The following is a 26,785-nucleotide window of genomic DNA, read 5'->3' on the forward strand; positions in this document are numbered from 1 at the left end:
GATAACCTTACTCGTCTACTGTCTCTAAACACTAACACGGTTGAAAGCTCGCGCTCGAGCTTGCTTAGCCTGTGGCTTACTGTTGCCGGCGACAAACGTTGCTCACGCGCAGCTGCAAGCACCCCTTTATTTTCTACGACGGCAATAAATGTTTCTAGGTCACTTAAATTATACATACATTTGGCTAGGCAGTTTTTAGTATTTAATATTTTCGAATGAAGCTTTCAGTTTTGCAATATATATTTAAATAACTAAAACATCCATAATCGCCATACAGTTATATTCGAGATTTAATAATGAGTTTAAAAGCACAGATTGACGCCTATAACGTGCAAAAAGAAGCGAAGCTACCTAGCGATGTATTAGCCCTTATGACGCAGACAAATTAAGAGCTCATTGCTCAGCATATAAAAGATAATGCGCTACAGGTAGGCGCTAAAGTAAGCAATTTCAGCTTAAACAATCATAGCGCTGAGCAAGTTGAGCTCGCTGATTTATTAAATAATGGCCCGGTAATAATTAGCTTTTACCGTGGTAACTGGTGTCCATATTGTAATTTAGAGCTAAAAGCACTTAACGATCACTTACCCGAATTTAAAACGCACAATGCGCAGTTAATTGCGATATCGCCACAATTACCCGACGAAACGTTATCTAGCGCACAAAAAAATGCCCTTGAATTTGATGTGCTTTCAGATATTAATAACAAGGTAGCCGAGCAATTTGGTTTACTGTTTACTTTAGATGAACGTATTGTGGCGCTTTATAGCCAGTTTGGAATTGATTTTGAAAAGTACTACGGCAATAAAAGTTATACATTACCTTTACCAGCAACCTATGTAATTAACCAAAAAGGCATAATTACGTATGCCTTTTTAAACGAAGACTATACCCTACGCGCAGAGCCTACTGATGTATTGGCCGCCCTTGAATCGGAGCAACACTAATGTCTATTTTAAAATCGTTAAAAACCCTTACCCTATCACTACTTTTTGGTACTAGCCTTGCCTCTGGCTACGCTATGGCTGAGGAACCACAGGCACAAGTGAAACCTAAAGTACTTATTTTTGATGTAAACGAAACCTTGTTAGATTTAACCTCCATGCGCACCTCTATTGGTAAAGCGCTTGGCGGGCGTGAGGATTTATTACCACTTTGGTTTTCGACCATGTTGCATCATTCACTCGTTGATACTGTAAGTGGCAATTACCACGATTTTGGTCAAATTGGCGTTGCATCGCTACGCATGGTTGCCAAAAATAACAACATAGCCATTACTAATGAACAAGCAAAAACAGCCATTGTCACCCCGCTTTTAACCCTACCTCCTCACAAAGATGTGAAAGAAGGACTGGCAAAACTCAAAGCACAGGGCTATAAGTTAGTAAGTCTGACAAATTCTTCAAACAAAGGCGTTAAAGCCCAGTTTGAGAGCGCTGGATTAATGTCGTTCTTTGATGCGCGTTACAGCATTGAAGATATTAAAATTTATAAACCAGACTTACGTGCCTATGAGTGGGTGTTAACAAAATTAAATGTAAAAGCAAATGAAGCAATGATGGTAGCGGCGCACGGTTGGGATGTAGCAGGTGCTAAAGAAGCCGGGTTACAAACAACCTTTATCGCCCGCCCAGGTAAAACACTTTACCCACTGGCAAAAAAACCAGACCACGTTGTGAAAGATTTACATGAATTAGCCGCTCTACTTAAATAAGCACTCCCAGCGCTAATTAATCAATACCCAAGCGGCCGATGTTAGGATGACATTGGCCGCTTTTTTATTAGGGCGTGTTGATTTTTAATAGTTGAATTTGCAGCAGTGTGTTTGGTTTTTAGGCAAGACAGAGCCTATAAGTGTGGTTATTCCACATAAATAGGCGAAACGCAGGAGCTGTTATCGTGCCCACTAGGTTACAAACCTCGCGCCGCGATTTAAACGCCCCTAGATTGAACAAATTTCAATCCGCAAAGTTCAACACGCTCTAATCAACATTCTTAAAAACTGGCTTATAAACAAACCATTTAGCATTTTTATCTGCTAGCAATTTACTCCCCACAACGCTACTATTTAATGAATACGCAGTGGAGATAATTATGAACAGTCAAAGATTAAGCGAATTTGAAGAATACTTTCAAATAAATGAAAGCATTCGAGTAAACTTATTTGCTGTAGAAAATCAGTTAGTGCCGCAATCTCAACTCGCGCTTGAAGACGATATACCTCCTCTATTTAAGCTAGCTAACGAAGTCAGTGAGCTTGAACAGGCCTCTTTAAGACCCCTTAGAAACTTAGGCGATTTAGCACAAGAGCTGGCGGCTTTTTTACAAGCACAGTCGCGTAAAATTGATTTAATAATGAGCCACATTTTAGCCTCAGAGCAAGCTCAAGATAACGCCATACAGTGCGATAGCTACGGCGGAGGCGGCATTCGCTTTACTTCGCCTGATGTATACGCAATAGGCCAAGCATTTAGAACAAAGCTATTTTTGCATCACGAAGCCTCAGCCGTTTACTGTTATACAGAAGTTGTGGCCGTTGAAAAACAAGACAGCGAACACTACCAATACACATTACTGTTTACTGCAATAAGAACCACAGACCAAGAATTAGTTGTCAGAGCCAGCTTACATGCACAAACACGCCAGCTAAAAAAACGCCAAGAACTCGAGCAAATTGACGATGATTCTAGCAGCGATAAATAGCTGACATATGCATGTAAAATGCTAAACTAGCGCCACCGTAATTTGTATCAAAACTTCATGAACTTTAGACTTTTACCTGAATGGGCTGAGCAAGACGCCGTTATGCTTACCTGGCCCCATGCACAGACCGACTGGGCTGATACGCTTGAACGCGTAGAGCCTGTTTATGTTGAGCTTGCAACGCATATCACAGCCGTGCAGCAGCTTGTTATTGTTGCCCATAACACGGCGCTTAAAAGCCACATTACTGCCTTGCTTACAAAAGCGAATATAAACTTAAGCCAAGTGCACTTTGTTGTTACACCAACAAACGATACTTGGGCACGGGATCACGGCCCTATTACCTGCGCAAATATTGACGACGCTCGCCAACTTAAAATTTACGACTTTATCTTTAATGGCTGGGGTAATAAATTCGAAAGTGCCCTCGATAATAAAATTAACGCAGTACTGGTAAACCAGCTAAGCAATCCAAACACTGATTACCAAGCCCTGAATGTGGTACTTGAAGGTGGCGGCATTGAAATTAACGAACACGGTGTGTTGCTTACAACCAGCGAATGTTTACTGAATAAAAACCGCAACCCCGATTTATCATCAGGCGATATTGAGTCAATTTTAACAACGCATTTAGGCGCAACTGACTTTTTATGGGTAGATCATGGCTACCNCAGCCATATCGACACACTGGTGCGCTTTGCCCCCAATAATACACTTGTGTATGTTAAGTGCGATGCTAAAGAAGATGAGCACTTTAACGCATTAGATGCGATGGAAAAGCAGCTGCAAAGCTTTAAAACGCAAAATAATACCCCATATACGTTAATTGATTTGCCGTGGCCAAAACCAGTGTTTGATGATGACAACACCCGTTTACCGGCAACGTACGCAAACTACTTGATTATCAATAATACGGTTTTAGTCCCGACGTATAACGATGACAACGACGCACTGGCGCTAGCGCAAGTTCAAAAAGCATACCCAGCGCACACTATTATTGGCGTTAATTGCCTACCTATTATTGAACAATTTGGTAGTTTACATTGCATTACCATGCAATTACCTCGTGGATTTTTAGCTGGAGCAGCACAATGACAAGCCCTGCAAAATTAACCGTTGCCTTAGTGCAACAAACTAACAGTGATAACGCCTGCCAAAATATGGCAAAGTCGATTGCTGGCATTCGTGATGCTGCTAACCAAGGCGCACAGCTTGTGGTACTACAAGAGCTGCACCGTAGTCTGTATTTTTGCCAAACAGAAGATGTTGATGTATTTGACTTAGCCGAAACAATTCCGGGCCCAAGCACAAATACACTGGGCGAGCTTGCTAAAGAGCTAGGCATCGTTATTGTGGCTTCACTGTTTGAAAAACGTGCCACTGGGCTTTATCACAATACCGCGGTGGTACTTGAAAAAGACGGCACCATTGCGGGTAAATACCGTAAAATGCACATTCCTGATGACCCTGGCTTTTACGAAAAATTTTACTTTACCCCAGGCGATTTAGGCTTTGAGCCAATTCAAACCTCAGTAGGTAAATTAGGTGTTTTAGTATGCTGGGATCAATGGTTCCCTGAAGCGGCCCGTTTAATGGCCATGGCTGGCGCAGAGGTACTAATTTACCCAACCGCAATAGGCTGGGACCCACGTGATGACAACGCAGAGCAAACACGCCAAAAAGACGCATGGGTAATAAGCCAGCGTGCGCATGCGGTTGCGAACGGCGTGCCGGTTATTAGCTGTAACCGTGCAGGGCACGAAAACGACCCTAGTGGACAAAGCGAAGGTATACAATTTTGGGGTAACTCGTTTATTGCAGGCCCTCAAGGCGAAATGCTCTCAGAGGCGAACAATACCGATGAGCAAATTTTAGTAGTAGAACTTGATCAAAAAGCCTCTGAAAACGTAAGACGTATATGGCCGTACTTACGCGACCGCAGAATTGATCACTATCAAGACTTAACAAAAATTTACCGAGACTAAATAACTGCATGGCGTTTGCGAGCAAACGCCAACTAAAAAATGGAGCACTAAATGGCGTTTGAGCAATGGGCAGCCTTGCCGTGGGTAAAATCTCAAAAAGATAAAATTCAATGGGGGCAGCTAACTGGCAGTGCACTAAGTATAGCCATTGCAGAAGGTGTAAAACAGCAAAACGATTTAGTGCTTATAGTTACGCCAGATACGCCAAGCGCATTGCGGCTTGAAACCGAGCTCGAATACTTATTGCCAGATAACCCGGTAATGGTATTTCCTGATTGGGAAACCTTGCCGTATGACCATTTTTCTCCGCACCAAGATATTATTTCAGCGCGCTTAGCCACTTTAAACACTTTAAAAAACGAGCAGCAAAGCGTACTTATAGTGCCTGTATCTACGTTAATGCTACGTACTGCGCCTGCTTCGTTTATTTATGGCTCTACCCTTAATTTTAAAGTAGGCGATAAGCTCGACACCCATAACCTGCGCAGTAATTTAGAACAAGCAGGGTATTTAAACGTACAACAGGTAATGGAGCACGGCGAATACGCAATACGTGGCTCTATTGTTGATTTGTACCCAATGGGCAGTGTGCACCCATTTAGGCTCGACTTTTTTGACGATGAACTCGACTCTATTCGTTTATTTGACGTAGAAACCCAGCGCTCAGATGAAAAAGTAGATAAAATTGAGTTACTTCCCGCGCATGAATTTCCAACCAACGAAGCAGACGTTGAGCGTTTTAGAATAAATTATCGCGACAAATTTGGGGCCAGCTCAGAGCAATACTCTGTTTACATGCAAGTAAGCAAAGGTACTTGGCCTGCCGGTATTGAATACTACATGCCGCTGTTTTTTGAAAAGCTTGCCACCATTTTTGATTACTTGCCAAACACCACTACGGTTATGCAACTAGGTGATTTAGAACACGCCGCAGATACCTTTTGGCACGATGTAAACGTACGCTACGAAAACCGTAAAGTAGATCCCCTGCGTCCACTTCTGGCGCCCAGCGAGTTGTATCAACCTATTAATGAGTTGTTTTCTAATTTAGGTGAGTTTTCACGAATACGTTTATCGCAAGCTAAATTACCCACTAAAGCAGGCAATAAAAACTTAAATGTGAGCGAGCTGCCCCCAGTACGAATCGATCATAAACAACACGAACCCTACGGCGCATTTATTAACTATGTGGCAGAGCAAAAAAAGAAAAAAAGCCGTATTTTATTAAGTGTTGAGTCTGATGGTCGCCGCGAGTCTTTATTAAGCGTGCTTAAGCCAAGCGGCTTAAAGTTTAAAGAATTTGAAAGCTTACAGCAATTTACACAAAGCCAAAGCGATGTAGGCTTAATTGTAAGCCCTCTTGAGCAAAGTGTTGTACTGGGTACAAAACCGAGCCTGTCTATTATTACCGAGCAAGAGCTGTTAGGTATTAAGGTATCGCAACACAGGCGCCGTAAACATAAATACGAAGCAAGCCAAGATGCGCTAATTCGCAACTTAGCCGAGCTTAAAGAGGGCCAGCCAATTGTGCACCTTGATCACGGTGTTGGTCGCTATCAAGGCCTGCAAACAATTGACGCGGCAGGGGTAATCACTGAGTTTGTTACCATTACCTATGCCGGTGAAGCAAAGCTGTATGTGCCGGTATCGGCACTTCATATGCTAAGCCGTTATTCGGGCGGTGAAGAAGCAAGCGCCCCGCTTCATAAACTTGGCTCAGATGCGTGGGAGAAAGCCAAAAAGCGTGCCGCCGAAAAAGTACGTGATGTAGCCGCGGAACTGTTAGATATTTACGCACAGCGCCAAGCAAAACCAGGTAATAAATTTGCACTCGATGGGCAAAGCTATCGCCAATTTAGCGACAGCTTTCCATTTGAAGAAACTGACGATCAGCGTAATGCTATTGAAGCCGTACTTGGTGATATGCAATCAAAACTTGCTATGGACCGTTTAGTGTGTGGTGATGTAGGCTTTGGTAAAACAGAAGTGGCTATGCGCGCCGCGTTTGTAGCGGTTAACGATAACAAACAAGTAGCCGTGTTAGTACCAACCACCCTGCTGGCTCAGCAACATTACGAAAACTTTAAAGACCGCTTTGCCGATTTTCCTATCGAAGTGGGAGTGTTGTCGCGCTTTAATTCAACTAAAGAGCAAAAAGATACGCTTGAAAAAATGGCCGACGGTAAACTTGATATCGTTATTGGAACGCATAAGTTAATTCAGCAAGATATTAAATTTAACGACTTAGGTTTACTGATTGTTGATGAAGAGCACCGCTTTGGTGTGCGCCAAAAAGAAAAAATAAAGTCATTACGTGCTGATGTAGATATATTAACGCTTACTGCAACGCCTATTCCGCGTACTTTAAATATGGCGATGAGCGGCATGCGTGATTTATCTATTATTGCCACCCCACCTGCTAAGCGTTTAGCGGTTAAAACCTTTGTACGCCAACGCGACAGCGACTTAATACGCGAAGCCATACTGCGTGAAATTAAACGCGGCGGCCAAGTGTACTTTTTGCATAACAATGTTGAGACTATTGAGCGAGTCTCGCAAGAGATCAGCGAATGGGTGCCAGAGGCTAGTGTCACCTCTGCTCATGGGCAAATGCGCGAGCAAGAGCTTGAGCAAATAATGACAGACTTTTATCATCAAAAATACAATGTACTGGTATGTACCACCATTATCGAAACCGGTATTGATGTGCCTACTGCTAATACTATTATTATGGACAGAGCCGATAAACTTGGCCTTGCGCAATTACACCAATTACGCGGTCGTGTTGGGCGAAGCCACCACCAAGCGTATGCTTATTTATTAACAGGCGATGCTAAAGCACTTTCTAAAGATGCCACCAAACGCTTACAGGCAATCGAGTCGTTGGAAGATTTAGGTGCTGGTTTTGCCCTTGCTACACATGATTTAGAAATACGTGGTGCGGGTGAGCTATTAGGCGACGATCAATCAGGGCAAATGCAAACTATTGGCTTTAGCTTGTATATGGAAATGCTAGAGCAAGCGGTTAATGCCCTTAAAAATGGTAAAGAGCCAACGCTTGAAAACCTGCTTCAGCAGCAAACTGAAGTTGATTTAAAACTCCCTGCCTTACTACCTGATGATTACATACACGATGTTAATGCGCGTTTAGGTATGTACAAGCGCATTGCAAGTTGTGCTAACCTTGCCGATATGGACGAATTACAAGTAGAGCTAATAGACCGCTTTGGTTTATTACCTGATGCCACTAAAAACCTATTTAGTATGCAGCAACTAAAAATGCGTGCCAGCGATTTAGGAATTACAAAAATAGAGGCGAACCCTAAAGGGGGCTACTTTGAATTTAGCCAAAATACGAAGGTTAATCCTAGCTTCATCATAGGCTTGATACAAAGTGCACCCCATGTGTACAAAATGGATGGCGCAAATAAATTGCGCTTTGCGATTAATGAGGTAAACCCTCGTGAACGCTTAAAAATGGTCACTGCAATGATTGCAGATTTCGAAAAAAAGGTTAGCCATTAATGTTGCTAAAAAAATCGCTTATCGTGTTATGTTGCTTATTTAGCAGCACCGCATTTGCAGAACGTTGGTTTGAAGTAGAAGTGCTGGTATTTAAACAGCGCCCTGCCCCCTATTTACAAGAAGACTTTAGCTTAAAGCACGAGCCCATTAAGGCGAAAAATACGTTAGAGCTACTCACCCCTTTATACACAGAGCAAGCTATGCAGGCATGTATAGATGGCGATAGTCGCTTTCAAAAACGCTCGTTTACCGATTCTTTAGTTAATGCCAACCCACAATCGGGTGTGTGTGATAACAGTATCGACTTTATGCAAAGTTACGACGAGTTGCCCGTTACGCCATTAGCACCGGCACAAGATACGATGGATGAGCCCTATTTACTCGCACCTGAGCAATTACAATTTACTGCCCAGCGCCGCGCTTTAGACAGAAAAGGTTTAGCCCCGCTACTACATACCGGCTGGCGCTTTGAAGGGGCAAGTAAATCGCGTGCGCCAAGCATACATTTAATTTCTGGGGATCATATAAAACGCGACGTTAACACTACGCCTAATTATTCAAATCCCGACTTTATTAGCTTAGTACAAAGTAAGCCACAGCTATTTGATACCTCAGAGCAGCCCCTAAGCTATTGGGAGCTAGATGGTTTATTAAAAATACATTTACGCCACTACCTTTACATAACCGCTGATTTTGACGTAAACGAAAAACTACCTAATGGGGATATAGAATCGGCCCGCTTTTCACAATTTAAACGTGTAATTAGTGGTGAAATCCATTACTTTGATCATCCTCGTATGGGCATGATTGTACAAATACGAAAGTATAAACACTAAATCAATAGGACATAACAATGAAAAAACTCCTGATCATCGCAGCAACGCTAAGCCTGGCAGCTTGTTCAAAAGTAAGCCTAGAAAACTACGAAAAAATTGAAGTTGGCATGGATAAAGCCGAAGTAGAAGCTATTTTAGGCTCAGCTGATAACTGCGTAGAAAAAACCCTACATACTAATTGTGTATGGGGTGATGAGTCTAAAAACATAGAAATAACACTCGTTTCAGACAAGGTAACTATTTATTCTAAGCACGGTATAACACAGTAATACTGCGCTAAATTAGGTAAATTTACATGACACTAAGGGATAGCCGTTGCTATCCCTTTTTTATTTTCTATTTTTTAGAGTAAATAAGTTCAATATTAACTATTTTACTGCGATTAAGGGTTATTTTGTAACGCTGGTATAAAGTTCTTTCCTCGTCTTTTAATACCATCACTAAATTTAACTGGTAGCGCCTTTCAACCGCTTGCTTTGATATTTTATTACCATCTAAATGATACAGCTTGCCCTCGCCGCGTTTTAAATACCGTGCAAAGGGCGCCAAATTAAAACGCATACTTTGCTGTAGAGTATCGTAGCCTGGTAAAAACTCTTTAGCTGAAACACGTGTTTCACTGGCAAAATGCAGCCACTGCGCGGCTAGCTTGTTTTGCTGACGCCTTTTTGAAAATATTGTTTTTACTTCACTAGGGATTTTTTTAAAACGCATATATTCAAGCCACACAAACTGACTTGCAACGCGGTCTTTAGTGATACTGTTTTTAAATACAAACCGCCATTTAGGCCGCCCGCGCACAATAGCGCGCCAAATTACCCGTGTAATGTCTTCTTTAAATATTTCTCGCAAGCCGTAAATAACCCCTAATATTAAAATAAGGGTAGCGGTCACTTCGGTAAAGGTTGAGCGCGCGTTAAGTATAACCACCATTACAAATGCCATAATGACAGCTGTAACCGTGCCTTTTACTAAACGCTTTAGGTAACTATTTAAATAACGCGTATTGCGATGCAAAATAACGCCGTGCTCTATTAGGCGCTGCAGTAAACGCATTTTATTTGTTATGCGGTTACCATCTTGCAACGTGGTTTCTGAGTTGTAATTTTGCTCAAACCGGTATGTATTTTCGTTTTTACAAAATTGCAGTAAGTCGTTGCGCTCTTTCGCAAAGTCACTGCTGCGCGGGCCTTCATCTAATAGCTTTAAAAACGACTGCTCAACATGCCAACTTAAATAGTTATCGGCATTGGTGTAAAACGGCACCAGTTTTTCATCATCGGGGGTATATCTGCGCAGCTTTTTTAGCAGCCCTTCACTTTGCCCAAACAGCTCTTGTGCACGGGCATAAAAAGCATCCACTTCTTGAATTTTTAATGCATCTTTAATATCAGCGTCGAGCGCTAAACGCACCTGATAACAGTACAAATTAAGGTTTTGGCGGTAATCTTGTTGCTCACCTTTGTTTTTACTAACAAAGCGGCTACGCACTAAGGGTAAGTGTATGTTTTTAGCGTTATAAGCTAAGTGCGATTTAAAGTGGTTATTAAAATAAGACTCTTCACTGAGGGTTTGCACGTTTATACCCATTTCATTGGGTATAGAAAAATACAGGTCGATACGCTGCTCAGAGCGAGGGGATAACTCTGGTTCTATGACAAAAGATAAATTTTCGTCTTGTTTTATCAAACAACTCTCCTTTTATTGAGTGTATAAGTGTACTGGTCTCCTTAATTTTGTTCAATAAAAAAGGCCCAGTAAACACTGAGCCTTAATACGATTAATGTGCTAATTAAAACTTAACGTTTACACCAGCAAATACACGGCGACCTAGTACATCGTATGTGTACGGGTCAGTGTTAGAATCGTTGTTACCTGTGTAGTAAGGAGGTTGCTTATCAAATAAGTTGTTAACACCTGCTGTTACTGACACAGTCTCGTTAAAGATGTAAGCACCGCTTATATCATGGTATACAACTGAAGGCGTTGTAGGCGCATAACATGATGACTCATCACCTTGACAGCTGTAGCTATCCATTCCTGCAATGTAGCGTGCTTTGTAGTTTGCGTTCCAAGCATCGCCTTTCACAGTTAGTTCAAAGTTAGCTTTAACATCTGCATAGCCACCGATACCAGAAGTAATTAAACCAGCGTAATCAATGCTTGACTCAACAACATCTACTAGGTACTCGTCTAGGTAAGTAACATCTAGTGATGTATTCCACGCAAGACCAGCTGCATCAAATGTGTAGTTTAAGTTTAAGTCGTAGCCTTTAGTTTGCTCGTAACCTACGTTTTGTAGTTGGTTATTAAAAGCAATACGGCCAGTGCTTTGGTTAAACGATACCGCAGCAGAGCTACATAACGCAGTACTTTGGTTAGCTAATGAACCATCTGTTGCTAAACAAGAGTCAACTATGTATTGGTTGTTAACAGTAGCAATTGCGTTTTCAATTTCAATGTCGTAGTAATCTAACGTCATTGAGAAACCTTCAAACCACTCTGGCTCGTACACAATACCCGCTGTTAGCGTATCAGCTTCTTCAGGCGTTAATTGGTCATTACCACCAACAGTTACTTCTGCTTGGTCTTGTGCACCAGGGAAGCTAACTTGTTCAAACGAAGGTGAATTACCTGAGTATAGCTCAGCTACTGTAGGCGCACGGAATGCTGTAGAACGAACACCACGTAGCATTACTTCGTCGTTTACACGCCAAGTTAAACCAAGTTTCCATGTTTCGTCAGAACCAAAAGTGCTGTAATCGAAAGCACGGATTGCAGTGCTTAGTTCAACGTTTTGCGCTAAGAACGCATCGCTAACTAAAGGAATTGCAAGCTCTAAGTACGCTTCGTTTACGTCAAAACGACCGCTTGTAGGCTCAACACGTGGGTCGTTTGCAAGACCTTGTGACGTGATTGAATCTGGGATGTACCATGCTTTTTCTTCACGGCGCTCAACACCAGCAGCAAACCCTACGTAACCTGCAGGAAGTTCCATTACTTCACCAGCTAATGATGCAGTGAACATTAGTAATTGGCTACCACCTGAGTTTTGCTCAGTGTAAACGTAATCGCTTAAGTTCTCAGCAGACCAAGAAGATTGCATAAGTGGGTTAAAGTCACCCGCTTCGATTGCATCTTGGATAGAGCCCATGTTGTGAAGGTTGCTTAAACGGTCAACTGAATCGTTACGACCAAAAATTACAGACACATCCCAATCGTAACCACTGTCAAGGTAACCTGCAGCACCTACTACAGTACGCACAGTGTCAACAACTTGTGAGAAATCACGAGTACCTGTGTCTGTCATACGACGACCGTAAGAAACTTCATCACCGTAGTTAATATTGTGGCTTGTTAGTGAATCGCCCATTTCTTCAGTGTAATCAAAGTCAAACCATACTGGCTGTGGTGCCATTTGTTGCTCTGACCAACGCTTAGAGTATGTGAATTCTGAGTATAAACGCGTGTCATCTGTTAAATCGAAGCTACCGATACCTGTAAGGTTTAAACGACGCATAGGCGTGTATAGGTAGCTGTCTGATGAGTAGTTGTACGCATCATCAGAACCAAAGTCATGCCAACCGTTGTCTGCTTGACCTTGTAGTGATTCATCACCTGACCATACGTGGCCATTTGGCGTGTATGAAGAACCAGAACAGTAAGGTGCACTGCCGTCGCCATCTTCAGTTAATGGACAATCAGAGAAGCTACGATCTGCTTGAGATGCGTCACCACGGTCAGTGTACTGAAGACCGATTACAACGTTACCACGACCAAAGCTACCACCCATAGTGATATCGAAAGACGTTTCATCAGCATCACCTTCTGTAGTGATTGCAGATTTAACATTTAAGTCTAAACCTTCAAAGTCATCTTTTAAGATGATGTTTACAACACCTGCAACCGCATCAGTACCGTATACTGCAGATGCACCATCTTTAAGTACTTCAATGTGCTTGATCATTGAAACAGGAATAGTGTTTAAATCAACAGTAGAGGCAGCACCTGTGCCTGAGTTGATCATACGACGGCCATTTACAAGTACTAATGTACGTTGTGAACCTAAACCACGTAAATCGATAGAAGCATTACCACCAGAACCATTATTGATACCTGGGTTGGTCATTGCACCACCAGTAGCAGTCATTTTTTGTAATACGGCATCAACCGAAACTGCGCCGGTTGCAGCAATGTCATCTGCACCGATTAAAGTAACTGGGCTAGCGGTTTCCATATCTGCGCGCTTAATGCGAGAACCCGTTACTTGAATTTTTTCAATAGCGTTTGCGCCGTCTTCGGCCGCTACTACTTGCATACTTGAGAACATTGGGATTGCTGCGATTACAGCTAAACCAAGAGTTGATTTTTTCATGAATAAACCCTACTTGTTGGAAATTTACCTTGATTGGTAATGCTCACTTTTTATAAGAATTGTGAGTCAGGGGGGCAACTTAGGCTGAGTTAACTGAACAAAAACTTAATGAGAGATCGTTATATATACAACACCAAAAAAGAATAACCAAAAAAGGTACAAAGGTTATAACTTGTTGCAGTGTTAACTAAAAAAAACAATTAAAAATCATTGAGATAACACAAAAGCAAAGCAATTAAAACACACCTGAAATCAAAGTTATGCAGATTGTAATCAAATGTAATTATCGTATAAATATACCCTTTTTAGAAAAATTAACATATTAATCACAGCGCATTAGTAAAACCGTAAAGCTGTAATAAAATTAATAACCATAAATATGCAGATTTACCGCTTAAATAGTCTTATTAAGCTATTTATTTAGTTTTTTTGGTAATATTTTTTGTTCAGCGAGACTTCAACGTTTGTTCGGAACGGGAGGAGTTATTTGATTTAGCAAATCATTAGAGGGTCTTAATTTGAGGGCGTTTAACTTTATTAAAATAGTTATCATGAAACCAAGCAGGATCTACTTTTACATGCTCGGTAATGCAAGCAATACGCTTTTACTATAAACAAGTAAAATACACCCTATTGGCGTAAGGCAATTCACTCCATAACAAGAACGAGCAAGCACACGAACATAAAACAGATGAGAATGAAAAAAAGGTTACAGCATACAAGGCAGCAAAGAGGTTTAAATGTGTGTTAGTGCTTTAAATACAATTTTATACACCTGCTATTGCCATATATAAGACGTACCGCTTAATAATAGTGCCTTATTATAGGAATAGCTTATTATAGTAATACCTAATTAATAGCTTTATTTTGATATGTACCAGCTAAAAAATGATTAGCATGAAAAGGTTTCTTAATACGTTACGTAAAAATTATAAAAGTGAGTGATTTGCTCACCAGTTTGAACATTGCTTAAATTAAGCACCAGTTGCCACAGCATATTTTTCTCAGAGCATATGCCCACCATAGTGTCACTTTTATAAATAGTTGCTTCTTTAGTGAACTTTTGCGGAATAAAACCCATATACATGGTTATACTTTCAAGCTTAGCGTTATCTATTTTTAGGTGGTCGGGTAAATCAAGGTAAATACTAAAGGGGGTTTCGGGGGTAATATTTTTATCACTTAACCATACTTTAACACCGGTGTTATAAATACAGCGCTGATTCGTGTCGCAATTTGTTTTTAACAGTGCTTTTTGATCTTTTTGATTGGCATTGTCACAGCCTGTTAATACAAAAAACAGCATTAAAAACAAAGATAATCTATATATATGCATAACAAATCCGCGCTAAATAAAAACAAATCTTAATTAGCATGCTTTGAAATAACAATAGCCAGTGTGATGTTTGGTTAATATAGGTACAATCTATATCAAAAAATAAACAACAAACTCACAAACTTTGATTGATGTCATAATTTTATGTAATTGACCTATCTTTTTTAGGCCAAAAAATTTATCATTTCACCCGCAAAAAATAAGGGTTTCTCGAGTTTGTTTTCTGAAGCATTCAGGCTTTGAACGTTTTAGGTAATACGCTTGGGGAAAATAGTAGGCCCCACTTTAAACGGTGGGTAATTCATTTCTAAACGCATTTATTGCAGCGGAAGCCAGAAAATGAGCCAAACAGTAGCATCACAAACTGAGTATAACTATAAAGTTGTACGCCAATTCGCTATTATGACAGTGATTTGGGGCATCGTTGGCATGAGTATTGGGGTTCTGATTGCTGCCCAATTAGCTTGGCCAGCACTTAACTTTGATACACCATGGTTAACATACTCTCGACTACGTCCGTTACACACGAACGCAGTAATTTTCGCATTTGGTACCAGTGCACTTTTTGCGACGTCTTATTACGTCGTTCAACGTACTTGTCAAACGCGCCTTTTCTCAGACAAACTCGCCGCTTTTTCTTTTTGGGGTTGGCAGCTTGTTATTGTATTAGCCGTAATTACATTACCACTGGGTATTACTAGCTCTAAAGAATATGCAGAGCTTGAGTGGCCAATCGATATTTTAATCGCGGTAGTATGGATAGTTTACGCAGTGGTATTTTTTGGTACGCTGATCAAACGTAAAGTATCGCACATCTACGTTGCTAACTGGTTCTACGCTGGCTTTATTATTACTGTTGCAGTGCTACACATTGTAAACAGCATGGCAGTGCCTGTGTCGTTAACTAAATCATACTCAATCTACGCAGGTGCGGTAGATGCAATGGTTCAGTGGTGGTACGGTCACAACGCTGTAGGTTTCCTACTAACGGCTGGTTTCTTAGGTATGATGTACTACTTTGTACCAAAGCAAGCAGGTCGCCCAGTTTACTCTTACCGTTTATCGGTAGTTCACTTTTGGGCACTTATTTCACTTTACATTTGGGCAGGTCCTCACCACCTTCACTACACTGCGCTTCCTGATTGGACGCAAAGTTTAGGTATGGTTATGTCTATTATCCTATTTGTACCGTCTTGGGGTGGTATGATTAACGGTATAATGACCCTTTCTGGCGCTTGGCATAAGCTACGTACCGACCCAGTACTGCGTTTCTTAGTTGTTTCATTGTCTTTCTACGGTATGTCTACGTTTGAAGGCCCAATGATGGCAATTAAATCTGTAAATGCATTATCTCACTACACAGATTGGACTATCGGCCACGTACACTCAGGTGCACTAGGTTGGGTTGCGATGATTTCAATTGGTGCTATTTACCACCTTATTCCTGCGTTATTCGCACAAGGTCGTATGTACAGCGTTAAATTGGTTAACACGCACTTTTGGTTACACACAGTAGGTGTTGTACTTTACATTGTTGCAATGTGGATCTCAGGTGTTATGCAAGGTCTGATGTGGCGCGCAGTTAACTCTGACGGTACATTAATGTACAGCTTTGTTCAGTCTTTAGAAGCATCACATCCTTTCTATATTATGCGCTTTGTAGGCGGTGTATTCATCGTTACAGGTATGTTAGTTATGGCTTACAACGTTCTGCGTACAATTTCAGCTGAGAAAGAATCACTGAAGTTAGACGCGCAAGCACAATTAGCATAACGGAGTGAGATGATGAGCAATAAAAATTCACAAAACAAACATGAAATAGTTGAAAAGAACGTTGGCCTAATGGCTATTCTGACTGTTTTTGCTATTAGTTTTGGTGCATTAGTTGAAATTACTCCGCTAATGTTCCAAGACGATACAACAAAACCTGTAGAAGGTTTGCGCCCACTTAACGCGCTTGAAATGGAAGGTCGTGACATTTATGTACGTGAAGGTTGTTATAACTGTCACTCACAAATGATTCGTCCTTTTCGTGATGAAGTTGAGCGTTACGGTCACTACTCTGTAGCGGGCGAATCAGTATGGGATCACCCTTTCCAATGGGGTTCTAAACGTACTGGTCCTGACCTTGCACGTGTAGGTAACCGTTACTCGGACGATTGGCATTATGCACACTTAGTTGACCCACGCGCCGTGGTTCCTGAGTCGAACATGCCAGGTTTTCCTTGGTTAGCAGAGACAAAGGTTGATACCAGCCTGACTCTGAAAAAACTACAAATTTTCCGTGATACTTTTGCTATTAACCCAGAAAACCCTAAACACCCGGGTTTAGGTTATGGCAGCGACGAAGAGCTACAAGCAGATGTTGATAAAGTTAACGCTATGAATAACGGCGAAGGCGCAACAGAAATGCAGGCCCTAATCGCGTATTTACAGCAACTTGGCACCCACTTGAAGTAATTATTATGGATTACGGAACATACAGAGGCATTTTGACTCTGGTAATTTTAGTATTGTTTATTGTGATTGTTGTATGGGCATACAGCAAGCGTAGCAAAAATCGTTTTGATGACGCTGCTAATGCCATTTTCGAAGATGAAAAAAAACATAACAACACACTCTCTAACGAGGAAAAGGAGTCTGAAAAATGACTAGCTTTTGGAGTATTTGGGTTATTGTATTAACCCTAGCCTGCTTAATCATCATTTTTAGCTTATTAGTTTGGAACCTTAAAAACTATGCGGGCGTAAAAGAAGGTGAAGACTGCGGACATGAATATGACGGCATTACCGAACTAAATAATCCACTCCCAAAATGGTGGACGTACATGTTCTTCGCAACATTTATTTGGTCGGTTTATTACTTAGCAGCTTATCCAGGTTTAGGTAACTGGGAAGGCTTAGGTAAATGGACAAGCTCTAACCAAGGTATTACCTCTTTAGCTGAATCTAAAGAAGCCACGGCTAAAGCAAAAGAAGAAGGCCGCTATGTAAAGCTTGATAAAGAATACGAAGCAGCACAAGAGCGCTTTGGTCCTATTTTTAACAAGCTTGCACAAGTACCAGTATTAGATTTAGTTAACTCTAAATTTGAAGGTGATGCAGCGCAGCAAGTAGCCCTTGAAAATGGCGAAAATCATGAACAAACAGACGGCCAGTTAGCACTTGAAATTGGTCAGCGTTTATTCTCGCAAAACTGTGCGCAATGTCATGGTTCAGATGCACGTGGTGCAACAGGCTTCCCTAACCTAACTGATAAAGATTGGTTATACGGTGGCTCACCAGACAAAATTAAAGAAACGCTTCTTTATGGTCGTGTAGCCGCAATGCCTTCTTGGAGTGCAGCACTTGGTGAGCAAGGCGTTAAAGAAATGACAGCGCACGTACTTAGCTTGTCTGGTCGTACTGTTAACCAAAAAGATGCCGCTGCGGGTGCCGCTAAGTTTGCGATGTGCGCCGCGTGTCACGGTGCAGATGGTAAAGGCTCTGTTGCACATAACTTACCGTTTGGTGCACCAAATCTTACAGATAATATTTGGTTATACGGTGGTTCTCAACGCGCTGTTGAAGAAACCCTTAACCATGGCCGCGCCGGTGTAATGCCAGCATGGAAAGACATTTTAGGTGAAGATAAAATTCACCTGTTAACTGCCTATGTTTACAGTTTATCGCAAGATAAATAAACACCGAGTTAACTATTAATTAATCTTTTTATTTCAACAGATTAATCCAGATCAAAAAAGCCTCCAGTCGGAGGCTTTTTTTTAGTCTTTTACAAATATTTGCTATAAAATAGCCCTACCTAAACTAATTTTAGAGCAACTATGCAACCTACTCCGTGGTATAAAAATTTTTGGCCTTGGTTTTTAATCTTTTTTCCGCTAGCGGCCATTATCGGGTGCATAACCTTAATTATTACTGCTGTGGGCAACGGCCCAGATATGGTGGTTGATGATTACTATAAAAAAGGCAAAGCAATAAACTTAGAACTTACTAAGTTTGAAAAAGCCAAAGCACTGTTTTTACATGGCAAGCTTAATGTTACAAACGAGCGTGCCAGTTTTGCCTTTACCAAAGGCGATTATAGTAACGTACACGCTTTAAAGCTGTCTTTTTATCATCGCACCATCAAAGCGCATGACTTTGAAGCAACGCTTACCCCTAATGCAAATAAAGAATTTACTGCCCTTTTAGATAACTACACACCAGGTGCTTACTCTGTATTTATAGAGCCGGTGGATGGTAGTTGGAAGTTAAAAGAAAACATTACTCTTCCTACAGAGCAGCCTTTGTTAGTTACCCCAAATTATAAGTAGCCACCACTATGAGCGTTTCTTGCTTTCATTGCCTTGAAAGTGTGCCAAATGGATTTCGCGCAACCGTAACAATAGATAACACGCCACAGCCTATGTGCTGTATTGGCTGCCAAGCAGTTGCGCAAAACATTGTTGACCAAGGCATGACCGACTATTACAAATACCGCACCGTACGCGCTGGTAAAGTAGAGCAGTTAGTCCCTGAGCAACTCGCGTTTATTAAAAGCTACGACAACGAAGACATACAAGATGAGTTTATAGCCACAACCGATAACTTATCCCAAGTACTGTTAAGTGTTGAAGGCATTACCTGCGCCGCGTGTGCATGGCTCATCGAAAAGCAATTACTTAGCTTAAAAACGGTAAAGCGCGTTGATGTTAATACCTCAACTAACCGTGCCATGATCCAATGGGATAAAACCCAAACCCCGCTGAGCGAAATTATTACTTCCTTAGCCAAAATTGGCTATAAAGCTTACCCGTTTCAAGCTGATGACGAAGCCCAACAAAAGCAACAAACAGCAAAAGCCTATATACGCCGCTTAGGTGTTGCAGGGCTGATGACCATGCAAGTGATGATGTTTGCCTTTGCCATGTACTTTGGCATGTTCTCGGGTATGGATAATAACTTTGAGCAATACTTTAGGTGGATAAGCCTAGTACTTGCCTCCCCCGTTATTTTATACAGCGCATTACCCTTTTTAACTAACGCTATTAATGGCTTAAAAGCAAAACAGTTAAATATGGACTTACCCGTTTCGGTGGCTATTTTTGGGGCTTATAGCGCCAGCTGTTATGCCACATTTATGCAAGTAGGCGAAGTGTATTTTGAATCGGTATGTATGTTTACCTTTTTATTATTATTAGGTAAATACCTTGAGTTTAGGGCCCGATTAAAAGCCAGCGAGTTTACCGCCAACTTACAAAAGCTGCTACCTTTAACCGCCCGCACCCTTGATGATAACGGCCAAGAGCATATTATTGCTGCAAAAAAACTTAAGCTGAATGATGTTGTACTCATAAAAGCTGGCGAAACTATTCCCGCTGACGGAGAGCTTATCAAGGGGCAAACAAGCGTTGATGAGTCGATGATGACCGGTGAGCATCAGCCCGTTAATAAGTTTATTGGCCACAATGTGTATGCCGGGTGTGTTAATCATGATGGCGTAATAGAAATAAAAATAAATAAAATTGGCCAAAACACCCTACTAAACCAAATTATACACTTACAACACACTGCGCTTACCAAGCGCCCTAAACTGGTAGAAATTACCGATAAAGTTGCCCAGTGGTTTATTGCCTGCTTGCTAGTTTTTGCCTCTATAACGGCCATTGGCTGGTACCAAATTGACCCAGAGCACGCGTTTTGGATCACTATTTCTGTATTGGTTGCCACTTGCCCTTGCGCGCTTAGCCTTGCTATACCTACCGCATTAACATGCGCTGTAGCCACGCTCACCCGCAAAGGGGTGTTAATTAAACAAGCACATGTGCTCGAAACCCTCTCGCAATTAACACTGTTTGCCTTTGATAAAACAGGTACCCTCACACAGGGTAAATTTAGCTTAGATGCCATTGATATACTCGATGACACAATCTCTAAAGAGCAAGCGCTTAATATTGCAGCCCAGTTAGAGCGTTATTCTGAGCACCCCATAGCCAGTGCATTTAATAAATACGCCACCACCGAGCTTGCCCTTACAAACATTACTGTACACCCAGGTATGGGCATTAGTGCACAAAGCGCGGATGAACATTACGCTATTGGTAAAAGCGGCTGGTTTGACAGTAAAAAAACAAATGCCCAAGCAAGCCTATTTATAAATAAACGCGTAGTTGCTCGTTTTTACTTTATAGATAAAGTAAAACCCGGTGCCAATGAGCTTATAAGTACCTTACAAGCACAAAACTTAAGCTGTCATATGCTCACAGGCGATGCATCAGATGCTGGGCAAAAAATAGCAAAACAATTAAAGCTCAACAGCAGCCAAAGCGCCCTGTCGCCTAAAGATAAACAAACCGCCGTGGAGCAATGGTCATCACAAAACGAAGTAGTTGCCATGGTAGGCGATGGCATTAACGACAGCCCAGTATTTGCCAGTGCCCATTTATCCATTGCAATGGAAACCGGAGCCGACATTTCTAAAAACAGTGCCGATGTAGTGCTGTTAAACAGTGATTTAGCCTCAATTGCGCACCTACTCAATGTTGCTAAGCAAACCAGGCGAATCATTAAGCAAAACTTGGCGCTGTCTTTGTTGTATAATGCTTCTATTTTACCGCTTGCAGCGCTTGGGCTTGTTGCCCCGTGGATGGCCGTTATTGGTATGTCTGCCAGCTCAATTATTGTGATTAGTAATTCACTAAGGCTTTTAAAGTTATGAGCATAATTTATATTTTAATCCCGATTGCCATATTATTTGTGATTATTGCCATTGGCGTGTTTTTTTGGGCCGTTAAAAGCGAGCAATTCTCTGATTTAAACAAACAAGGTCATAGTATTTTGTTTGAAGATGATAAAGAACAACACAACAAAAGTAATGATTGACCCACTTTACACCAGCGCCTTTTTAATGGGCTTAATTGGTAGCGGGCATTGCCTTGCCATGTGCGGTGGTATTGCCAGCTCATTGCAATTGGCCAGTAACAAGCGCCAATCTGTTATTTATTCATTTGCTTATAACATTGGCCGAGCGTGTAGCTACATGCTGGCTGGCGCACTCGTTGCGGGTATAAGTAGCCAATTTGCAAAGCAAAATACGTTTTTTTCTACAACCCTTTCATTCATTGCGGCTATTTTTATGCTGCTGGTAGGCGTATATATAATGCGCGTAGGCCCCACTTTGCAATGGCTTGAAAAAATAGGCAAAACACTTATTTGGCAGCATATTGTTAAGCTTAATAAATATTTAATGCCGGTAGATTCAACGGCTAAAGCATTGGGTTACGGCGCGTTGTGGGGGTGGCTACCCTGTGGTTTGGTTTATTCAGCGCTCACATGGGCAATGACCAGCCCTAGTGCATTTGATGGTGCCCTAGTGATGCTTTGTTTTGCGCTTGGCACCTTTCCGGCCATGATCACCTTAGGCCTGGCCGCCCAAAAACTTAATAGTGTTATTAACCACCCATGGACGCGAATTGTGTTAGGCAGTATTATAATTTGGTATGGTATGTACCTGTTGATCATTGCCACCGACAAACTAGTACATTAATCGTTAGCGGCATTAAGCCACTCGGTTTATTTTCACTGCTGTGTATAAAAATTAAAACGGATTAAATTATGGATTTCTCTCAAAGTCGCGCTAAAAGTAATTGTGCAATTAGCTGTAACAACTGCAGCATCAGCCAATTGTGTTTGCCGTTTTCGTTAAATGGCCAAGAAATGGATAAACTTGACGAAATCATTGAGCGCAAAAAGCCCCTGCACAAAGGCGACTACTTGTTTGAATCCGGTGCTGCGCTTAATGCAATTTATGCAGTACGCTCAGGCTCATTTAAATCGTACACATTGTCTGAGCAAGGTGATGAGCAAATTACCGGTTTTCACTTAGCCGGCGATTTAGTCGGCTTTGATGCTATTAGTAAAATGGCTCATCAGAGCTTTTCGCAAGCACTTGAAACATCAATGGTATGCGAAATCCCGTTTGATACACTCGATGAGTTAGCAGGTAAATTACCCAAACTTCGCCAACAAATTATGCGTTTAATGAGTAGCGAAATTACCTACGATCAAGAAATGCTGCTACTTCTTAATAAAAAATCGGCAGAAGAGCGCCTAGCGAGCTTTATTTATAACCTTTCGGAACGCTTTGGCGAGCGCGGATTTTCGCGTAAAGAGTTTAGATTTACCATGACTCGTGGTGAAATAGGTAACTACTTAGGCCTAACCGTTGAGACCATCAGCCGCTTATTAAGTCGTTTTCAAAAAGCCGATTTAATAAAGGTAGAAGGTAAATTTATTACTATTTTAGACAGTGACGCACTCGCCAAAACGGCAGCAATAATTAAGCCTTGCTAAGCTAATAGTTGTTGTAACTTTGATTTAGAACAACAATTTGTGTGCTACCCCTTTAACTGCTGTGTATTTACGTTACACTGAAAGTAAGTTAAAAAGGGAGTAGCAAATGAACACTATTAAACGTATTTTAGCCGTTATTGATCCCACTAAGGATGACCATCACGGTTTAGCTCGCTCGATTGATTTAGCCAAAAAGTCAGGCGCCAGTATTACCGCCTTTATGACTGTTTACGACTTTTCTTACGAAATGACCACCATGTTGTCGTTTGAAGAGCGCGAAGCAATGCGAAAAGCCGTTATAAACGATAGAGAATTATGGCTTAAGGATATAATTTCTTCCTACCCAGATGTAAATATCACCGCCCAGGTGGTCTGGCATAACCGCCCTTTTGAAGCCATTATTAATACCGTTATTGAACAAGAATACGATTTAGTGGTTAAAAGTACCCATCAGCATGGTGCGCTAAAATCGGTTATTTTTACCCCTACCGACTGGCACTTAGTACGTAAATGTCCCACACCTGTGTTATTTGTAAAAGAAATGGCTTAGCCTGAGCAAGGTAATATTTTAGCCGCGGTCAATGCGGTTAGTGAAAACGATGAGCATGTAGCCCTTAATAAACGCATTATTAAAGATGCACAATTTTTATGTGAACTTGCCAACGCTAAACTTAACTTAGTTAATGCCTACCCTGCTACACCCATTAATATTGCCATAGAGATACCAGAATTTAACCCTGGGCTTTATAACGAATCTGTAAAAAAACACCACATAGAATCTACCAACGAGCTTGCTAAAACCTTTAGTTTAACTAATGAGCAATGCTTTATAGAAGAAGGCCTACCGGAGGATGTGATCCCCGATGTAGCAAATCGCTTAAATAGCGAACTGGTGGTGATTGGCACCGTAGGGCGTACGGGGCTCAGTGCCGCATTGGTTGGCAACACTGCCGAGCACGTAATTGATAGCCTAGATTGCGATGTCTTGGCATTAAAACCTGATGGCTATGTAAGCCCGCTTGCCAAAAGTTAAACAAAGCCTTAACTAGCGCTTTAATACCCATAGTACTTGGGTATATAATACGCCCCTTTATTTTCAGCAAATAATTTGCCGCATTGTTTTATAAGGGGGCGTAGTGTCTCACTCAGCTCAAGCCAAAGCTCAATACAACTTAAATAAGCTACAAAAGCGTTTACGCCGTCTTACTGGCCAAGCCGTCATGGACTTTAACATGATAGAAGAAGGCGACCGTATAATGGTATGCCTATCGGGTGGTAAAGACAGTTACACCATGCTTGATATGCTTAAACATTTAAAGCGTGTGGCGCCTATTAAATTTGATTTATTTGTTGTTAATCTCGATCAAAAACAACCTGGGTTTCCTGAACACGTTTTACCTGAGTACCTTGATAAACAAGATATTGAATACAAAATTGTAGAAGAAGACACCTACAGCATTGTTACCGATATCATTCCTGAGGGTAAAACCACGTGTTCGCTTTGCTCACGCCTACGTCGTGGTATTTTGTACCGTACAGCCAAAGAAATGGGCGCAACTAAAATTGCCCTTGGCCATCATCGCGATGACATGATCGAAACACTCTTTTTAAACATGTTTTACGGCGGTAAACTTAAAAGCATGCCGGCTAAATTAATGAGCGATAACGGCGAGCATATGGTTATTCGTCCACTCGCTTATTGTAAAGAAGCCGATATAAGTAAATACGCATTTAGCCAAGGCTACCCTATTATTCCGTGTAACTTATGTGGCTCACAAGAAAACCTGCAACGTAAACACACTAAAAACATGCTAGCGCAATGGAATAAAGACCACCCTGGGCGTATTGAGAGTATTTTTACTGCAATGCAAAATGTGGTGCCTTCGCATTTAGCCGATACAGAGCTATTTGACTTTGAAAATCTAAAAACCGGCGACGTTATTGATGGCGGCGATATAGCACTCGATAAACCAGATATACCTAACGCGCCTGTAAGCGATGAAGATGAAAACCAACAGCAACAAGCTGATGTGGTTACTATTAACCTAAGCTAAGCTAACGGTTTTAAAAATACAGTTAAGGGGCTACTCGCCCCTTTTTTTATACTCATTAATCCTGCTAAGCGCCTTTATCAGCTAACCCTTTTAAAAACTCTAAACTCATTCGCTCTTGCTCGTTTGCTTGATAAGGCAACTGTTGCAAACTATCGTAGGCAAAATCTGTAATTTCAAACTCAGTAATGTCACTACTACCAAAACTATTACGCTCACCTGGGCTTGGCGACATGCGCTCTATCACAAAGTCACTTAAACGCATGTTAACCACCCCTTGTGGTAATACCGACCAATGCGCCTTTAAATCCACCGTTTGACTGCCTTGTGAAAGTTTCTTTTTAGTCACCAAATGTGCAAGTGGGGTCGTATCACTGTATAAATTAGCTCTAATTCTATATAAGCCACTTTTAAGCACTTTTAAATGAGCTGTGGCTATCATGTTTTCGTTTTGTGCATAGGCATTATCAAAATCAATAAGCGTCGCACTGGGTGGCATATACTGAATTTGTGCTACTGCAGGTACCTTTTTACCTGCAACATTTGCCTCTACAAATAGCTGTAAATTTCGCGGGTAGTCTTCACGGGCTTTAAATTTAACCGTAGCTTCACCCTGCTGAGCTGTGGTGGTTTTTGAACTGATTGACGCTTTAGTATCGGTATTGCTTAGCGCTACATTTACCTCTGCTAGGTTTTGCGCAGCAATATTAATGGTTATTTCTTGCGGATATACAAACCGATATTTATCTAAACTAACAACGAGGGCATTACCCGCATCGTCAATGGGGCTTGTAACTGGGTAAAACTGATTGGGCTTTAAACGGTCTTCATCAAGTGCGCTTAAAGGCTGCGAATAAGGCGGGTATTTTAGTGCGCTTTGGTATTGCATTGCCACATGCTCAGCGGCACTGGCCAAGTGCTGATCATAATGTATTTTGGGAGGGCTTTTTGCCTGTTTTTGTTTTGGCACATCAATGGTTATTACCGTGTTTTTATCTGGGCTTGCTAAATCTCTCTTGTTTTTTATTGCCAGTGCAGCGGGAGGCTCAAGCGTTTTAACTTCATTTTTATTTGTAAACCACAGTAAAAACATCGCAATACTGACTACAACGGCACCAATGTAAAACTTTTTCATGTTGCATCAATCCTTTAAAAGCGTGCAGCAAATAACTACACGCTCTAGCGTTTAATACCTAACGCGTTTATAAAATTTAGGTACTTATTAAGGGATCACGTTATAAATAAGTGCCGAGGCACTTTGTGTGTTTGAATCCTTAATATAGCGGTAGTGTTTTTTCCAAAACCAAGTACCCGTTGTTTTATCAAATGTATTAAAGCCAACATTTTGACCATCTACATTTATATTGTTCATGGCAATTGTGACATTCCCTTTGCGCTGCGCATTGTGGATCTCGTTGTGGCTGTAGCTGTCGCTCATCATCATTGGATAATGGTTCGGCATAAAGCTATTAACGGCATCGCCTTGCGATTTTAACTGGCCGTTAGTATCAATACTGCTACTACAACTACCAAACGATTTAGCCGCGCTAGCTCCACACGATGAATGCGAGGCCACCACCGAATCATCATTACCTTTTAAAAACCCGCCCGTTAAACCTAGGTACTCATTACCATCGGCTA

At 41.4% G+C, this 26,785-nt stretch carries 22 protein-coding genes and 3 pseudogenes; 19 read left to right on the forward strand and 6 right to left on the reverse strand.

The window, feature by feature from the left end; all coding sequences use genetic code 11:
* Positions 1-176 (reverse strand): LysR family transcriptional regulator (locus L650_RS0122840; protein WP_029774521.1); only part of this gene is annotated, 176 nt, incomplete at its 3' end.
* A gap of 120 nt (positions 177-296) precedes the next feature.
* Between L650_RS0122840 and L650_RS0122845 the strand changes: the two are divergent.
* The 8 genes and pseudogenes from L650_RS0122845 to L650_RS0122880 all read left to right on the forward strand — a co-directional run bounded on the left by L650_RS0122845 (position 297) and on the right by L650_RS0122880 (position 9,318).
* A pseudogene (locus L650_RS0122845) lies at positions 297-947 on the forward strand (peroxiredoxin-like family protein).
* The gene (locus L650_RS0122850; protein WP_029774522.1) at positions 947-1,714 is read left to right on the forward strand and encodes a haloacid dehalogenase type II; all 768 of its coding nucleotides are present in this window, start codon (positions 947-949) and stop codon (positions 1,712-1,714) included. Before L650_RS0122845 ends, L650_RS0122850 begins: the two are co-directional and overlap by 1 nt.
* A 380-nt stretch (positions 1,715-2,094) precedes the next feature.
* On the forward strand, positions 2,095-2,703 hold the full coding sequence (locus L650_RS0122855) for a PilZ domain-containing protein (protein WP_024032596.1): 609 nt from the start codon (positions 2,095-2,097) through the stop codon (positions 2,701-2,703).
* A 57-nt stretch (positions 2,704-2,760) separates the two neighbouring features.
* Positions 2,761-3,798, forward strand: coding sequence for an agmatine/peptidylarginine deiminase (locus tag L650_RS0122860; protein WP_029774523.1), 1,038 nt, complete (start codon positions 2,761-2,763; stop codon positions 3,796-3,798).
* Positions 3,795-4,688 (forward strand): carbon-nitrogen hydrolase, encoded by an 894-nt coding sequence (locus L650_RS0122865; RefSeq protein ID WP_029774524.1) that lies wholly within the window; start codon positions 3,795-3,797, stop codon positions 4,686-4,688. Before L650_RS0122860 ends, L650_RS0122865 begins: the two co-directional genes overlap by 4 nt.
* Before the next feature lie 51 nt (positions 4,689-4,739).
* Entirely contained in the window at positions 4,740-8,213 is a 3,474-nt protein-coding gene (gene mfd, locus L650_RS0122870; protein ID WP_029774525.1) for a transcription-repair coupling factor, read from the forward strand.
* Positions 8,213-9,049, forward strand: a complete 837-nt coding sequence (locus L650_RS0122875; RefSeq protein ID WP_029774526.1) for a peptidoglycan binding protein CsiV — start codon at positions 8,213-8,215, stop codon at positions 9,047-9,049. Before mfd ends, L650_RS0122875 begins: the two co-directional genes overlap by 1 nt.
* Positions 9,050-9,066: 17 nt before the next feature.
* Positions 9,067-9,318 (forward strand): hypothetical protein, encoded by a 252-nt coding sequence (locus L650_RS0122880; RefSeq protein ID WP_004588905.1) that lies wholly within the window; start codon positions 9,067-9,069, stop codon positions 9,316-9,318.
* 67 nt (positions 9,319-9,385) lie between these two features.
* Here the strand turns inward: L650_RS0122880 and L650_RS0122885 are convergent, their stop codons facing one another.
* From L650_RS0122885 to L650_RS0122895, 3 genes are all read right to left on the reverse strand, one after another.
* Positions 9,386-10,738 (reverse strand): hypothetical protein, encoded by a 1,353-nt coding sequence (locus L650_RS0122885; RefSeq protein ID WP_029774527.1) that lies wholly within the window; start codon positions 10,736-10,738, stop codon positions 9,386-9,388.
* 103 nt (positions 10,739-10,841) lie between these two features.
* Positions 10,842-13,424, reverse strand: coding sequence for a TonB-dependent receptor (locus tag L650_RS0122890; RefSeq protein ID WP_029774528.1), 2,583 nt, complete (start codon positions 13,422-13,424; stop codon positions 10,842-10,844).
* 910 nt (positions 13,425-14,334) lie between these two features.
* Positions 14,335-14,760, reverse strand: a complete 426-nt coding sequence (locus L650_RS0122895) for a hypothetical protein (protein ID WP_029774529.1) — start codon at positions 14,758-14,760, stop codon at positions 14,335-14,337.
* Between the two features lie 339 nt (positions 14,761-15,099).
* Here L650_RS0122895 and ccoN point away from each other — a divergent pair, with 339 nt between their 5' ends.
* From ccoN to ttcA, 11 genes and pseudogenes are all read left to right on the forward strand, one after another.
* Positions 15,100-16,533, forward strand: coding sequence for a cytochrome-c oxidase, cbb3-type subunit I (gene ccoN / locus L650_RS0122900; RefSeq protein ID WP_004588826.1), 1,434 nt, complete (start codon positions 15,100-15,102; stop codon positions 16,531-16,533).
* A gap of 12 nt (positions 16,534-16,545) precedes the next feature.
* Positions 16,546-17,220, forward strand: coding sequence for a cytochrome-c oxidase, cbb3-type subunit II (gene ccoO / locus L650_RS0122905; protein WP_004588825.1), 675 nt, complete (start codon positions 16,546-16,548; stop codon positions 17,218-17,220).
* 5 nt (positions 17,221-17,225) lie between these two features.
* Positions 17,226-17,411, forward strand: coding sequence for a CcoQ/FixQ family Cbb3-type cytochrome c oxidase assembly chaperone (locus L650_RS0122910; protein WP_004588824.1), 186 nt, complete (start codon positions 17,226-17,228; stop codon positions 17,409-17,411).
* A complete protein-coding gene (gene ccoP, locus L650_RS0122915) occupies positions 17,408-18,442 on the forward strand; it encodes a cytochrome-c oxidase, cbb3-type subunit III (RefSeq protein WP_029774530.1) in 1,035 nt (344 codons plus the stop codon). The genes L650_RS0122910 and ccoP overlap by 4 nt, the downstream gene beginning before the upstream one ends.
* A gap of 141 nt (positions 18,443-18,583) precedes the next feature.
* Positions 18,584-19,075, forward strand: coding sequence for a FixH family protein (locus L650_RS0122920; protein ID WP_004588822.1), 492 nt, complete (start codon positions 18,584-18,586; stop codon positions 19,073-19,075).
* A gap of 8 nt (positions 19,076-19,083) precedes the next feature.
* Positions 19,084-21,459 carry a heavy metal translocating P-type ATPase gene (locus L650_RS0122925; RefSeq protein WP_029774531.1) on the forward strand — a complete coding sequence of 792 codons (2,376 nt, stop codon included), beginning with the start codon at positions 19,084-19,086 and terminating at the stop codon, positions 21,457-21,459.
* Entirely contained in the window at positions 21,456-21,623 is a 168-nt protein-coding gene (gene ccoS / locus L650_RS0122930; RefSeq protein WP_002963071.1) for a cbb3-type cytochrome oxidase assembly protein CcoS, read from the forward strand. Before L650_RS0122925 ends, ccoS begins: the two co-directional genes overlap by 4 nt.
* Positions 21,616-22,287, forward strand: a complete 672-nt coding sequence (locus L650_RS0122935; protein WP_029774532.1) for a sulfite exporter TauE/SafE family protein — start codon at positions 21,616-21,618, stop codon at positions 22,285-22,287. The genes ccoS and L650_RS0122935 overlap by 8 nt, the downstream gene beginning before the upstream one ends.
* Positions 22,288-22,355: 68 nt before the next feature.
* The gene (locus tag L650_RS0122940) at positions 22,356-23,093 is read left to right on the forward strand and encodes an FNR family transcription factor (protein ID WP_024032585.1); all 738 of its coding nucleotides are present in this window, start codon (positions 22,356-22,358) and stop codon (positions 23,091-23,093) included.
* 106 nt (positions 23,094-23,199) lie between these two features.
* Positions 23,200-24,126 (forward strand): annotated as a pseudogene (uspE, locus tag L650_RS0122945) (universal stress protein UspE).
* A 103-nt stretch (positions 24,127-24,229) separates the two neighbouring features.
* Positions 24,230-25,147, forward strand: a complete 918-nt coding sequence (ttcA, locus tag L650_RS0122950; protein ID WP_029774533.1) for a tRNA 2-thiocytidine(32) synthetase TtcA — start codon at positions 24,230-24,232, stop codon at positions 25,145-25,147.
* A 64-nt stretch (positions 25,148-25,211) separates the two neighbouring features.
* Here the strand turns inward: ttcA and L650_RS0122955 are convergent, their stop codons facing one another.
* Together L650_RS0122955 and L650_RS0122960 are read right to left on the reverse strand one after the other, a co-directional pair.
* Positions 25,212-26,279, reverse strand: coding sequence for a hypothetical protein (locus tag L650_RS0122955; RefSeq protein WP_029774534.1), 1,068 nt, complete (start codon positions 26,277-26,279; stop codon positions 25,212-25,214).
* A gap of 87 nt (positions 26,280-26,366) precedes the next feature.
* Positions 26,367-26,785 (reverse strand): annotated as a pseudogene (locus L650_RS0122960) (hypothetical protein); the annotation flags it as partial.

It is taken from the genome of Pseudoalteromonas sp. TB51, assembly GCF_000498055.1.
Taxonomy (GTDB): domain Bacteria; phylum Pseudomonadota; class Gammaproteobacteria; order Enterobacterales; family Alteromonadaceae; genus Pseudoalteromonas; species Pseudoalteromonas atlantica.